This is a genomic window from Angelakisella massiliensis (assembly GCF_900104675.1).
Taxonomy (GTDB): Bacteria; Bacillota; Clostridia; order Oscillospirales; family Ruminococcaceae; genus Angelakisella; species Angelakisella massiliensis.
This window is the reverse complement of the sequence record NZ_LT629944.1, coordinates 300,687-314,628: the sequence shown is the minus strand read 5'-3', so window position 1 is coordinate 314,628 and position 13,942 is coordinate 300,687. Positions and strand designations below refer to the sequence as shown.

The following is a 13,942-nucleotide window of genomic DNA, read 5'->3' as shown; positions in this document are numbered from 1 at the left end:
ACATACCACTACTCAGCGGAAATAGCTATGGCCAAAAGGCGTTCTGCCGGAAAAGTGGAGGTAGCCCGCAACAGCGGCTCCCACCGCTGCCACAGATGCCAGTGTGATCATGATTTTCTTTTTCATTTACAGTCCTCCCATATTGTTCAGGTCATTTGCATATCAAATTGCGGCTCCGGAGACTCCATGAGCTGTTCCAGATATTTGGGGTCTACAATCACCTCTGATTCGTTTCTTCCGTTAAAGTACGCATGGATATGCTCTTTCCTGATCTTCGCTTCGTAAACCGTGCCTTCCTCGCCAAACCGGTGGGCGAACCACTCAGCGGTTCGGCGATCCAATGTCCAAGACAGTGCTTTGATGTTTCTCCGGTTGTACGGGGTCACGCCGCGGAATACGGTCACAGCATCCTCCAGAGAGTCATATACCTGTTGTTCCTCCTCATCCATAAGATATTTCGGGGGAACGGATTGAAACAGCACCAGCAACTCAGCTTTGCTCACATTACAATCCTGATTGGGACATTCCTCCTGCGTCCATGCTCTGGATAAGAGTATTCCAAGATCCCGCTCTGAAAGCGCCGGGGTGGCAAACTTGATGAAGGTCAGATAATAGGGCGGGTTGAGCAGTGCGAAGATCTCTCGGACATTTTCGGCATGGTCAATTTGTTCTCCGACCTGACTACGCCATCTGGCGCAGTTATCTGGATCGTCCACCAGGTCGACCATAGAAAGACTTCCATCTTCGTTTCGGAGAGCGGATATACCGGAGTTTGTGAATGGGTGGCTGACAATCATCGGGGAAAAGGCAGTCTGTTGAATTTGTACATCGAGGAGGGTGTGTGCCACCAGCTTTACTCGGAACAAATCAGTTTCGCGGGTCATCAGGAAAGGCCTCCCATTCCTAACGCCTGCGTTTCCTCAGAGAAGGGACTGCTGCATCTGCGGATAAGGCCGAACTCGGTTCGCCGGACGCCGTCCTCCGCCATGGCGTCCTCGCCAAGCTTCTCAAAATCCATATATCCATCGATGGTATCGATCAGCTCATCATCAGCACCGATGCGCCGCAGGACAATTTGTCCGTATTCGTAAGTGTCCTCCGTGATGCGCTCGTAGTCGTCCAGATTCATGGCACAGCGGAGCGCCTCTTGCATAGTTCCCGGCTGCTCCACAGAAAGAACCGACAGATATTTCAGTAGTTCACCGTCTTCACGCTGCATCGCCTCAATGGCCCAAGCCAATTCGTTTGCATCTTCCACACATACCCCTGTGGTGGGGATATGTTCGTCCATGTAGGGCGCCGCAAACGATACCTTGGTTATCGCTGCCTCTGCAAAGCAATCGATTCCCAGTATTCTTTTTACTCGCTCCAATTCCTCCTTCGTCGCCGGAAGGCATACACTCGCTTGCGTTTGGGAGGAGGAGAGGTCAAGCTGGATCTGCGACGCTTTCTCTCTGACAAGTTCATCATCCTGCTTGCGGAGTACATAGCCGGCGTGGGTGTAGGCACCGCCATGCTCGGCATAGTATTCTGCGCCGATTTTTGCGAAGTCCAGGTAGGGCCAAGCTGCTTCGGGGAATCTGGGATCACCATGAAACTGACCGGTAACAGCGACATAGCGGCCAAGTGTCACATCTGAATTGACATTGGGAATGAGAATGTAGTCCGACACCTGTTCCGCCACACGGATGACATCGTTCAGATTATTGATGCTATGGAATCATCATCGAATTTTCGAGCTGAAAAAGCCCGGAAACGGTTGGCTTAACAGTGATAAGGAACTAAATCACTTATCAACTGTTAGCTGACGGTTTTCGGGTGCATACGAAACTCCCGTCTGATTCCTAACAGGAATCAGACGGGAGTTTTTCTTCTTAACAGAGCCAATATTGGAGGATAGCATTATGAAAACATTACTTTCCAGTGAATTTAACATGGATACCGGCTGCGTTGAACTAAGATATTCTGACGGCAGCATGATTTCTATTAACTGTACCGCTGTTGAGGATGAGGTGGCAAATAGCCGTTTCCAGCGGTCTGAACTGGACTGGCTCATCTACAACGATCCGCTGTCCTATGCGGAATTGATTTTGAATGGCGATCCGGAAGAATACCTGCGAACCGTAACGGAGGCTCCACAGTTAGATTTCGATTGATAAGCAAAGCCGCCAGAGGCACACCCATGCGATGCTGCTTCTGGCGGCTTTTTTACATTTTGTCAATCAAAGCAAACACTACGGCTTGTTGCTCTTCACTCAATCTCGACCATCGTTCCAGCAGCTTCCTTTGTGAATCAGTCAGAGTAACCGGTGAATCTTCTTCTGCGAATAGCTGAGAAAGCGTGATGCCAAAAGCCATGCAGATTTTTTCCAACGACGGAATAGTGGGAACCATATTCTTGCGATACCATGAGGAGATCGTAGATTGAGGCAAACCAGAGCGTTCTGCAAGCTGATACTCCGTCCAGCCTCGATCCTCTCGATATGCGGTTATGGCAGAGAGAATATCCTTCACTTGCATCACCTCTTTGCTTGTGTTCTTCGTAAATTATACTTTTGTTTATCGTTGCCTTTTAATCATTTTAATCGTATAATTTTAACGATATACACAACTATAAAGAGTTGATTGCAATGAGCAGGAAGAGTTGTTTCTTTATTGGACATAGAGAAGCATCGGAAGAAATTTATCCATCACTTTACGCCGCTGTTGAGACGCATATAATCCGCTACGGTGTTACTGAATTTATTGTTGGTCGTTATGGATGTTTTGACGGTCTTGCGGCAAAAGCCGTAAAAACCGCAAAACAAAACCATCCAGAAGTCGAACTGACCCTATTGTTACCTTACCATCCAGCAGAGCGCCCTATTCCTGTACCAGATGGGTTTGACAGCACTTATTATCCTCCAGGCATGGAAAGTGTACCCCGCAAGGTTGCCATTGTTCGGGCAAATCGGTATGTGGTCGATCATACCGATTTCCTCATTGCCTATGCGTGGCATCCCGCCAGCAATGCAAAAGATCTTCTCGAATATGCAAGGAAGAGAGAGGGCAAGGGGTTAATCCAGGTAACAGCCTTACCACATAATGATTTCAGGTAAATCAAACACAACAAGGTAAACTCTCTCGATGGATTACATCTAAAAGAACCTGTAATTATGCCGTTCCCGCAGTATAGCAAACACCTATGCGTTATCCGTTAGATTTTCCGAAAATTTTCTTCATATCCGTGTAGTTATATTGCTGTTACAGAATTTTCTTGTTATAATATTGAATGCGTTTATTCTACATGGATGGTGTCTCAATTATGTCAGTTAGTTATAAAAAGCTTTGGAAGTTGCTTATTGATCGTGACATGAAGAAAAAGGACTTGCAGCGCCTGTCTGGTGTCAGTCCGGCATTGATCGCTAAGTTAGGCAGAAATGAAAATGTTTCCACCGAATCTTTGGTTAAAATTTGCACGGCGCTTGGCTGCGATATAGGCGATATTATGGAAATAACCCCCAGCAAAGAGGCGGGAGCAAATCTGGAATAACAGAAAATGGAGGATGGCTACGATGCCGGCAGGGATAGATCAAAAAGTCGAAATTTGGAAGAACAAATTACTTGATTTAGGAAAGCGGAATCGTCTTATCAATTATCGTGAAACGAAGCGGTCTACGCTATCTATCAAGACTCCCGAAATTTTTGAGCTTTGGGAGAGTTTTGTGGAGAATGACAATCCATTGGAATTCCCATATTATCGTGAACCCCAAGAAGAAACGGACGTGGAATATGATATTGACAACGGTTTCCTTACATCTTCTGATGTAACAACTAATCAGAACGTAAAAGAGTTGCAGCGAACTCTGAGAAATCTCCGAAATAAAGCGAAAATGGCGATAGAAGAACAGGGCATAAATATCCTGTACTTGGCCTTTGGCTTTTTGAAATGGACTGAAGCTGATTATAGTACCGAGCAAATCGTATCACCGCTTTTGCTTGTCCCTGTCAGTCTGACTGTAGAGTCCATTTCCTCTCCGTTTGTGTTGCAAATGACCGATGATGAAATTGTGGTAAATCCGGCATTAAAGTACAAGATGGAGAACGATTTCGGATTGACCTTCCCAGAATTTGATGAAGATCTCGGGTTACAAAACTATCTGAATGCAGTTCAGAAAGCGGTAAAAAACAACAACTGGACGGTAACGCCTGAAGTTGGACTCAGCCTGTTCTCTTTCTTGAAAATCAATATGTACAGAGATTTGGCCAGAAACAAGGAAAATGTTGTTTCCAATCCTATCGTGCGTACAATCGCAGGAGATACTTCTGCAGCACAACACATCCCGGAAGAGCTCAATGACTATGACTTTGACAAAAAGCTAAAGCCCGTTGATGTGTTTCAGGTAGTGGACGCAGATTCCAGCCAGCAAGAGGCAATTCTGTGTGCGAAAAAAGGTGTTAGCTTTGTTTTGCAGGGACCTCCCGGAACAGGTAAAAGTCAGACAATCACCAATATTATTGCAGAATGCTTAGCTGATGGGAAAAAGGTGCTGTTTGTATCCGAAAAGATGGCCGCACTGGATGTCGTACACAAGCGGTTGACCTCAGCCGGATTGGATGATTTTTGTTTGGTTCTGCATAGTCATAAAGCAAATAAAAAAGCTGTACTTGAGCAGTTGCGAAAAGCACTGAGCCTTGCTCGCAACAAAGCGCAGCTGAGCGATGAAGCATATATGAAACTGGAGACGCTGTACCAAGATAAAGAAAAGCTGAACCAGTATGCGGAACAGATTTTTGAAACAGTTAGTCCGCTCAATATGACAATCTATCAAGTCAATGGAACGCTTGCCGAACTTGATGATTACCCAGATGTTATATTTAGTATACCAGATATCCGTAGCACTTCTGCTGAACAGTATCGTCGGTATTTATATGTGCTCAACGCTTTTAAGAACACAATCGGGAAAATGTCGGAAGACTTTGATGGTAATCCTTGGCGTGGATCGATTGTACCGGTTGTCACAAATGAGCTGCGGCATGATGTAAGCGCACGATTTCCCGCACTTGCCAGCAGTCTTAGCAGGTGCGCTTCTCAAGCAAACGATATTTTTGCCTCAGTATATTTGACTTTTGAGCGTTCTTATGAAAATCTGAAAAAAGGAATAGATTTGCTGGCAGTTGCCAAAAAATCTCCCGGTATTCCTTATAGTTGGATATCAGAACCTAATGTTATATCGTTATTTAACGGAATTTCGGTATATGAAGAAAAAACATCGGGCTTTGCCAGAAAACTTGCTGAACTGCAATCCCAGTATGCAGTAATCAATGGACAGGGAATCTGCGAACTGGAACCTCACACTTTTGCCGATTTGGACAGTGTGGAAAAAATCTGCGGTGCCAAAGAGATACTTTCCAAATGTGCAGAGGGTGTTCCGGAACTTTTACGGATGCAGCAGCAGGGTGAAAATTTGGCGCTCATTCAAAATGAACGTCAAATAGCTGAAGGACAAGCATGGACAATCAATGCAATAAAAGGACAAATTTCTCAGGACTTTGCCGAGGGCATCTTTGAGATTGATTATAAGGTTGTTTTATCTCGTTACCACGAAGCCTATAGCTCTCTGACAAACGCTCTCCAAGAAAATTATTATCCGGGTATCAGCGTTGTTTCCCGACCAGATGATCTACTCCCTGAGCAATGGATTCAAGCAGAAAACCTAATCCAGTTAAGCAGTGATGCTCAAACATATGAACAAAGAAAGGAAACCTTCCAGCAGAAAGCGGCAGAGCTCAAGAAGCTGTATGGTGTAATTTCCGCTACTGAGGAACAGTTGACGTCAAATGCTGATCAGTTGGTTACTTTTGAAGCACTGGAAGCAGAGCTGCAAAAATTGCACGCAATTATTGCCGGGAACAGTGCAATGTCGGCGATTGACACAGGAAAGCTGATTGAAGCTTGCAGAAAGGAACTCTTAGGCGCACAGCAGAAAGCGAACAAAATTCATTCCATGCAATCTGACTTGCTTCAGAATTTTGAAAAGGAAGTTTTGGGTGTCAATTATCAGGAAATGCTGGTTCGATATAAGTTGCAGTATACCTCTATTTTGAAATATGTGAGGGGCAGCTACTATGCAGATCAGCGACAAATGAAACTTTTGTACAGAAACGTTTCCCAGAAAATCGATGACAAAACCATCATTGCTGCATTGACAACATTACAGGATATTGGGCAAACCCGAGAGGACATGGGATGTGAATGCAAGAATTTGATGGAGGCATTTGGGGATAGCTTCCAATATGAAGATACCGATTTTCAAAACATCAGCATGGTGCTGGACACATATGCCAATCTTCTGGAAGCAATTCGCCTTGTGTCAGATATGATGGAAATTGTACAGGATTTTGATCCGGCAGACAGCGAACTGGCAGAAAAATACGGCGTCTGGTATAAAGGAATTGATACTTCCTGGGAACTCGTTCTGCTTGCACTGCAAAAAACTGCAGATTTTCGCCAGAAAATCCGAAACGAGGTAACTGTATTCCAACCATACTACAAAAATGACACCGAAGAGCTTTCCGAACACGCTGTAATAAAGGTGTTGCTTGCGTTGAGACAGTTAGACGCCGAAAGAGAAAAGTGTAATGTTGTATGCCCCCACTTCATATTCGTATTTGATGCCGTATTTGAATATGAAAACACAGATTTTAAGCTGGTAGATGCACTTTTAACAACATACACCGCATTTATCCAGGCGCAATCCATTCTTGTCGATATGGATGCCATGATGCAGGAGTTGAATCTGCAGGAAGCTGATCTCCGTGAGCAGTACGGTTTCTTTTACGAAGGCATGGCCACATCCTGGCAAGACATACGAGATGCCCTTGACTGGACTATCGAATTCAAAAAAGAAATTGACAAATATCAGCCCAATGACGAGTTTGTCAAGTGCATTTGTTCTGGCGGCGAAATCATAAAGAAATGCGGCACATATCAAGAAACGATAGCCAATGCACTCCGAGAAACAGACAAGGACTTTCAATGGTTCCTCAGTCTATTTGGAGAGCCAGAGCTGTATGCCCAAATGGATCTTCAAGTGTTGGCAAACCGTATTCAACGCTGTGCTAATGGTTTGTTTTTGCTGGAAGAGTGGATTGATTTTGTCAATGCCAGGAAAGATTGCGAAAAAGAAGGTCTTTTCGAATATGTTCAGCAAATCGAAGAACAAAAAATCAAACCATACCAAATTCTCCCTATCTTCCAGAAGCGATTCTTCCGCCTGTGGCTGGATGCGGTATTGCCGGAGTATCCCGCTGTCCTGAATTTCAGACGATTGAATCAGGAAAATACGATTCGTGAATTTTGTGAACTGGACAGGATGCAGTTTGAGATTGCAAAAGCACGAATCAAGAGCAAACTAATCAACGATCTGCCTTTGCTGGACAAATTCACAAGCGGCATGGACGAGGTGGGAATACTCAAACGTGAGCTCGGCAAGCAGAGAAAGATCATGCCCATCCGCAAATTATTCCGTCACATTCCGAATCTTTTGCTGGTACTAAAGCCTTGCCTGATGATGTCTCCGCTGTCTGTTAGCCTTTTTCTGGAAGCAGATACCTATCAATTCGATACCGTTATATTCGATGAGGCATCCCAGGTATGTACGGAAAACGCAATCGGCGCAATTGCTCGTGGCAAACAAGTAGTCATTGCTGGTGACAGTAAACAGCTGCCGCCGACAAGCTTTTTCTCTGCGTCCACTTCGGATACAGACGATTACGATACGGACGATGAAGAGGATGACGACAGTGCTGCTTATGAATCCATCTTGGATGAAGCGAATCTATTGCCGGAACGTACACTTTTGTGGCATTACCGCAGCCGTCATGAACATCTGATTGCTTTCTCGAATGCAAAAATTTATCACAATAATCTGATCACGTTCCCTTCTAATGTGGATCGGGTTCCAGATAATGGTGTAGAGTACTTTTATGTAAAAGAAGGCTTCTATGATCGTGGCGGAAAAAAAGGAAACGTGCCGGAGGCAAAACGGGTTGCTGAGTTGGTATTTGAGCACTTCAAAAAGCATCCCAATCGTTCACTGGGGGTAATTGCGTTTGGTGAAGTGCAGCAACAGGCCATTGAAACAATGCTTCGAGAAATGCGCTTGAGAAATCAGCAGTATGAGCGTTTCTTCAACGAAGAAAAGGAAGACGCTTTCTTCATCAAAAACCTTGAAAATGTTCAGGGTGACGAGCGTGATACCATCATTTTTAGTGTTGGATATGCCAAAGATGCTGCAGGTGTGTTCCGCATGAATTTTGGCCCCCTCAGCAAATCTGGAGGTGAGCGCAGACTGAATGTAGCCATAACACGTGCGAAATACAACGTCAAGTTGGTAGGATCAATTCTGCCCACCGACATTGATGTTGATCGTGTTTCCGCTGAAGGACCGAAACTTCTGCGCTCTTACATCGACTTTGCTATCAATGGAATCGATTCTTTGCAGCGTGAAGTGACAGAAAGTGATATTGTACAGCACGATTCACCTTTTGAAAAAGCGGTGTATGACTTCCTTGATCGCAAAGGCTACAAGCTGGCCACGCAAGTAGGATGCTCTGGATACCGGATAGATATGGCGGTAAAACATCCCACAATTAGCGGTCAGTATGTTCTCGGTATAGAATGCGACGGAGCAGCATATCACTCTGCCAAAACAGCCCGAGAGCGTGACCGTTTGAGGCAAGATGTTTTGGAAAATATGGGGTGGAAAATTTACCGCATTTGGTCCACGGATTGGATCAAAGATCCGGTTACGGAAGGAAATCGTCTGATTGAAGCCATCGAGGATGCTCTAAAAAACTATGGGATTGATGAAACCGTGTCTTCCAAGGTGGAAGTCGATGCCGAGGACTTTGTTTCTTTAGAAGAAAAGGCCGTCTCTATAGAAGACATAGAAAATCCTTATGGCTTTGAAGGGGAGCAACAGGTGTCTTTTGCACATCTTTCCCGCAACAGCAGCGGCTATCTGTCCGGAGCTGATTGCATTATGGAAATCGTGAACAGGCTTTACCCTGTCCATTATGATTTGATTTGCCAGCACCTTGCCCCTCTGCTCGGAAACACAAAAGCAACAGTTAAAGTAAAGAGGGAGGTAGATTATCAGCTGCAACAACTGGGTAAAAAGCTGATTCGCAAAGGAGACTTCTTTTTCCCTGCTGGATATACAAAAGTCTCTCCTCGTGTTAATAGCCGAAAAATCAATCATATATCCACCGAGGAATTGGCGGAAGCGATGTACAGGGTTCTGAGCAAGAGCGTTGGACTAACAAAGGAGCTTCTTTGTGCGGAGACTGCACGTGCGTATAATTTCCACCGAATGACCCAAAATATTACTTCTGTAATCAACGAAGCCTTTGAACTGTTGGTAAAACAAGAACGAATTGAGATTATCGAAGGAAAAGTAAGTATCTCCAAATAACAGCAAAGACAAAACTCAACTATCTTGCTTTCATCCAGGGAGCTATATCATGCTTCAAGTATGATTACAGAATCCTTGGGAAGATTATGCCTTGGAGAAGTTTGCAGATGACGGATTGCTTGTTTTGCAAATTTCTTGCTTACCGTCGTATCCCATTCCGCCAGCCGGATGATCTCCGTTGTTTCGGTCTCAAAATCAAACGAAACCTCACCCCATTCGCCGTCGTTGTCCACCTGATACAGGTAGACAGCGGCGGCGATTTTCTTTTTGCGTTTGGTCTGGGATTTGCGTTTTAGGCGAATTATGTGAAGCACTCCGGCTTCTGTCAGCAGACAGGCCAAGTGTTCCACAGCTTTGCGGTAGGCCCGTTCTGCACCACTGGCTGTGCTGCCCTCAAAGAGGACTGCCAGTTCTTCAAAGGTCAGTCGGGTGCTGATGGGACTGACCCTACCACAGGTCATACAGATGGCGTTTCTCTTTTCCCAAAGTGTCTGCTCCCGGTAATTCAGCTTTTCAAACGCTTCTCGGACAGCTTCAGCCTGGATGCCGTTCCATAGAATCTCCGCATAGTCCCAATGGTCATCCCGGCTGACATCCTCGCCGGTTTCTTCGCTGTCCTCATCCTGCACAGTCTGATAAAACGGAACACGACTTCGATTTTGTTTGGCCAATGCCAAAAACTTCGCTGCGGTTTCACTTGAGCAGTTATGTTTCTGCGCATATTTCTGGATCGCCGCCTGTTCAGACTGACCGGATTGATTGTAGAGCCAAGCAAGCCCACGCACAGCTTTGTACTCATCCACATTTTCAAAGGAACCGGCCTCCTCCTGCATCCGGCAGGTCAAAAGGGCGTTCCCGATAAAATGGTAGGCATAGGTCAGGAAATCTGCCCCTTGTGCGGGATCGTATTCCCGGAGACAGTCCAGCATGGCAAGTACACAGCCCATTTTATAGTCCAAAAAGCGTTCCGGGTCATAGCGATCCAGCCCTTCCCGCAGCAGGAAACGGCGAACACGGCCATTGAGCCGGTTCTCATAGTGGTGCAGAAAAAAGGAAAACCAGCACTGTTCTCGTCTCTGTACGGCCTTAATGATATAATCATTCAGATTTTCATGGGCAGGCGGTTCCGGGTCAAGCTGAAAGATGCGTTCCACTTCCCGCATGGTCAAGCCCTTGGGTTCCGTTAGGAAGCTGTATTTGGCACAATAGCCGGGCAGCTCCCATGTCCACGCTGTATCCATTTTCCCTCACCACCTTTCAGATGTTTCGCTGCTTAGTTTTTTGTACTGCTTTCAGCAGTGCATCTTGGGTCATTTCCTGCTCATAGACAGTGCTGGCATAGCGCTGATCTGAAAGCGCACGGAGCATCTTATCTTTTGCCAGCTTTTTCATAGCTGCTGCCGTTCCTTCATCCAGCTTTCCACGACGGGTGCTTTGCAAAATGGTGTTCATACGGCGGGTATAAATGGCCTTAATGGGGTGATCGTCTGCAAGCTCCCGCTGCTCCCGTCCTCTCAGATTGCCGATTTGTCGGCACGTCCGTCCCCGCTGGTCACCGGGGGCCAGCCCGCCGCAGTATTTGGTGTGCCGTGCGTCAATGGTGAGAAACCACCTGCCGCAGATGGGACATTTCTTGGGCGCATGGCCCACACAAAGCCCCTCAAACAGATCGGAACGGAACATTCCTACAAAAGAAACATAGTGTATTCGCTTGACCAGTTGCGGCTCTGTCTTTCCGGGGCGAATAGCAGCTATATACTGCACTGAAGCATTGGTCAGGGTCATCCAGGCCGGGTTATCCAGCGACAGAGTTGGCTCACCTTTGAAGAACTGACCGAACATTGCCGCATAACCATCCGGGGTACGGTCATAGCCTGGTTCATCCAACCGCTCTGCAAATTTCGTCAGGGCCTCCTTGTATTGCCCCAGAGAATAGCTCAAATGCCCCAACACCTGCGCTATTCGGACGAGCATTGTTGCCTTGCTGTGCTGACCAGTCAAAGCACAGATCAACTGCTCCTGCTGGGTGAGCTGCAAATAGGCTTTGGCATCTTCCATGTATTCTTCGGAAAAGATGGCTGTAAGTTTTTGCTCAAAATAGCTTCGATTCAGGCGGGAGAACGGTGGCGTGGCCTGTAAAAAGGAGATGATCTCGCCAGCGGCCTGCTGCACCTGCGGCAGCAGCTCCATATCCACGGAACCGGTGTTCATCCCCTGAAGCAGCTGGTTCAGCACATTGCAGGGAGTATCCAGCTCTTCAATGGTACTGTCCGGGATGTTCAGCACCTCGCAGCCAATGGTTCCCGTGGGCATGGTACTCCTCTCATAGGTCACGGTGTCCTGCCAGAAATCCAGCGATAAAACCGTATGGTTGATGATCCGATCCATCTTCTCCCTCCTGTCATGTTTTTCTATTTTCATAATAGCACACAACAAAGACCTTGTCATGTTTTTTGAAAACGGCTTGTCATGCCATTAGCCTGTTTTTTTCGATTTTCCCCATAACCTATACAGAGGGGTGAGAAAACTGCCCCATCAAAAAGGAAATGGAGGGAATCTGTATGAATTTGTTTGAAGTGGTGAAAGCCAGCATCAACACACAGGAAGCAGCGCAGACGTATGGAATTGACATCAACCACCATGGTATGGCACTGTGTCCGTTCCATAATGACCGTCATCCGAGCCTGTATGTATCGGATGACCACTACCACTGTTTTGCCTGTGGGGAGCACGGGGATGTGATCGACCTGACTGCCAAACTGTTTGACCTTCGGCTGTATGATGCGGCCCGAAAACTGGCGTCGGACTTTCACCTTGCACCGGACAAGCCCTTGCCGGAAGCCATTCGCCGGAAAATGAAACACAAAACCAAAGCACAGCAGCTTCGTGAGAACGAGCGGCTGTGCTTTTCTGTTTTGAACGAGTATCGGCGGCTGCTCCTGGATTGGGAAAAACGGTATGCGCCGCAAGCGCCGGAAGATGTGCCGGACGAGCGGTTTGTGGAAGCCTGCCACCGGTTGCCCTGGGCAGAGTATCAGCTGGGCATCCTGCTGCAAGGCGATTCCTATGAACGAGGCGAAACCGTGAGTAATCTAACGGCAGACGGGTACATCCGCAAATTACAGGCCCGCCTGAGAGAGGAGCGATACCATGAACAACCCTGTTTGGATCGATGATAAAGGGAAAATCGTCGAGCCGGAATACTGCCGGGATTTCCTGTCCCGGCATCCAATGCGCTGTATCAACGACCGCTTTTATACTGTGGAGGGACCGCTGCCGGATGAAAGCAAATTAAAGCGAACGATTTATGAGGAAATCTCGCCCTGGCTGCATGACAAGGTCGCACAGACGGTGGAGCAGGTGCTCAAGACGTTGAAGCTGGCGGCATACGCAGACCCTTTGCCCCTGCAATGTGACCGCATCCATGTGGCGAACGGCACTTGTTTTCTGGATGGCACGTTTACAGAGAAAAAAGAGTATTGCAGCAACCGTCTGTCGGTGTCTTATCGGGCAGATGCTCCGGCACCGGAACACTGGCTGTGCTTCCTTTCGGAACTGCTGGAGCCGGAGGATATTCCCGCCTTGCAGGAGTATCTGGGCTACTGCCTGATTCCCTCCACCAAAGGACAGAAAATGCTTATGCTGATCGGCAAGGGCGGCGAGGGCAAAAGCCGCATCGGTGTGGCGATGAACGCCATTTTCGGGCTCAACATGAATACCACTTCCATCCAGAAAGTAGAGAACAGTCGTTTTGCCAGAGCCGACCTGGAGGGCAAGCTGCTCATGCTGGACGATGATTTGGACATGAATGCCTTGACCAAGACCAACTATGTAAAATCCATCGTGACAGCAGAACTGCGGATGGATTTGGAACGGAAGAGAGAACAGAGCTATCAGGGGCTGCTTTATGTGCGTTTCCTCTGCTTTGGCAACGGGGCATTGACTGCACTTCATGACCGCAGCGATGGTTTCTTTCGCCGTCAGATCATTCTGACCACCAAAGATAAGCCTGTGGATCGGTTCGATGACCCGTTTCTTGCTGAGAAATTGATTGCCGAAAAAGAGGGAATCTTCCTCTGGATGCTGGAGGGATTGCGGCGGCTGATCGCCAATCACTATCACTTCACCATCAGCCAGAGAGCCAAGGACAATATCACTTCCGCAGTTCGGGATGCCAACAACATTCTGGACTTTCTCGATTCTGAGGGTTATGTGGCATTCAAGGCCGATTATGAAGCCAGCACCAAAAATCTGTATGCAGCCTATAAGCGGTGGTGTGAGGACAACGCCGAAAACCCACTGTCACCAAAGAGCTTCGCAAACCAGCTCAGCCAGAATGCTGAACGCTACCATTTGGAGCCGGTCAACAATCTACACATCGGCGGTGGAAAACGGTGCCGGGGATATATGGGCATTTATGTTCTGCTCTCGCCTATGGAGTTGTAACGGAACATCAAAACTTTCTGTTCGTGCGTTCATGCGTT

11 protein-coding genes are annotated in these 13,942 nt (G+C 47.0%); 6 read left to right on the top strand and 5 right to left on the bottom strand.

The window, feature by feature from the left end:
* Positions 1-146: 146 nt before the first annotated feature.
* Positions 147-884, bottom strand: a complete 738-nt coding sequence (locus BQ5383_RS02020) for a hypothetical protein (protein WP_071429109.1) — start codon at positions 882-884, stop codon at positions 147-149.
* The gene (locus BQ5383_RS02015) at positions 884-1,684 is read right to left on the bottom strand and encodes a DUF6329 domain-containing protein (protein ID WP_235821916.1); all 801 of its coding nucleotides are present in this window, start codon (positions 1,682-1,684) and stop codon (positions 884-886) included. The genes BQ5383_RS02020 and BQ5383_RS02015 overlap by 1 nt, the downstream gene beginning before the upstream one ends.
* Positions 1,685-1,904: 220 nt before the next feature.
* On the opposite strand from BQ5383_RS02015, the gene BQ5383_RS02010 reads away from it, so the two are divergent.
* On the top strand, positions 1,905-2,156 hold the full coding sequence (locus tag BQ5383_RS02010) for a DUF6061 family protein (RefSeq protein WP_071429108.1): 252 nt from the start codon (positions 1,905-1,907) through the stop codon (positions 2,154-2,156).
* Positions 2,157-2,208: 52 nt separating this feature from the next.
* Here the strand turns inward: BQ5383_RS02010 and BQ5383_RS02005 are convergent, their stop codons facing one another.
* Entirely contained in the window at positions 2,209-2,520 is a 312-nt protein-coding gene (locus tag BQ5383_RS02005; RefSeq protein ID WP_040212661.1) for a helix-turn-helix domain-containing protein, read from the bottom strand.
* 110 nt (positions 2,521-2,630) lie between these two features.
* On the opposite strand from BQ5383_RS02005, the gene BQ5383_RS02000 reads away from it, so the two are divergent.
* From BQ5383_RS02000 to BQ5383_RS01990, 3 genes are all read left to right on the top strand, one after another.
* Entirely contained in the window at positions 2,631-3,098 is a 468-nt protein-coding gene (locus tag BQ5383_RS02000; protein WP_022132490.1) for a hypothetical protein, read from the top strand.
* Positions 3,099-3,304: 206 nt separating this feature from the next.
* The gene (locus BQ5383_RS01995) at positions 3,305-3,532 is read left to right on the top strand and encodes a helix-turn-helix domain-containing protein (RefSeq protein WP_071429107.1); all 228 of its coding nucleotides are present in this window, start codon (positions 3,305-3,307) and stop codon (positions 3,530-3,532) included.
* Between the two features lie 22 nt (positions 3,533-3,554).
* Positions 3,555-9,458, top strand: coding sequence for a DUF4011 domain-containing protein (locus BQ5383_RS01990; protein ID WP_071429106.1), 5,904 nt, complete (start codon positions 3,555-3,557; stop codon positions 9,456-9,458).
* 47 nt (positions 9,459-9,505) lie between these two features.
* Here the strand turns inward: BQ5383_RS01990 and BQ5383_RS01985 are convergent, their stop codons facing one another.
* Both BQ5383_RS01985 and BQ5383_RS01980 read right to left on the bottom strand, forming a co-directional pair.
* Positions 9,506-10,699: a sigma-70 family RNA polymerase sigma factor gene (locus BQ5383_RS01985; protein ID WP_071429105.1), complete on the bottom strand. Its 1,194-nt coding sequence runs from the start codon at positions 10,697-10,699 to the stop codon at positions 9,506-9,508.
* 16 nt (positions 10,700-10,715) lie between these two features.
* Positions 10,716-11,846, bottom strand: coding sequence for a DUF6076 domain-containing protein (locus BQ5383_RS01980; RefSeq protein WP_071429104.1), 1,131 nt, complete (start codon positions 11,844-11,846; stop codon positions 10,716-10,718).
* A 173-nt stretch (positions 11,847-12,019) separates the two neighbouring features.
* Between BQ5383_RS01980 and BQ5383_RS01975 the strand changes: the two genes are divergently transcribed.
* Both BQ5383_RS01975 and BQ5383_RS01970 read left to right on the top strand, forming a co-directional pair.
* Positions 12,020-12,634 (top strand): CHC2 zinc finger domain-containing protein, encoded by a 615-nt coding sequence (locus tag BQ5383_RS01975; protein WP_071429103.1) that lies wholly within the window; start codon positions 12,020-12,022, stop codon positions 12,632-12,634.
* Positions 12,609-13,904, top strand: a complete 1,296-nt coding sequence (locus BQ5383_RS01970) for a DNA primase family protein (protein ID WP_071429102.1) — start codon at positions 12,609-12,611, stop codon at positions 13,902-13,904. Before BQ5383_RS01975 ends, BQ5383_RS01970 begins: the two co-directional genes overlap by 26 nt.
* Positions 13,905-13,942 lie beyond the last annotated feature (38 nt).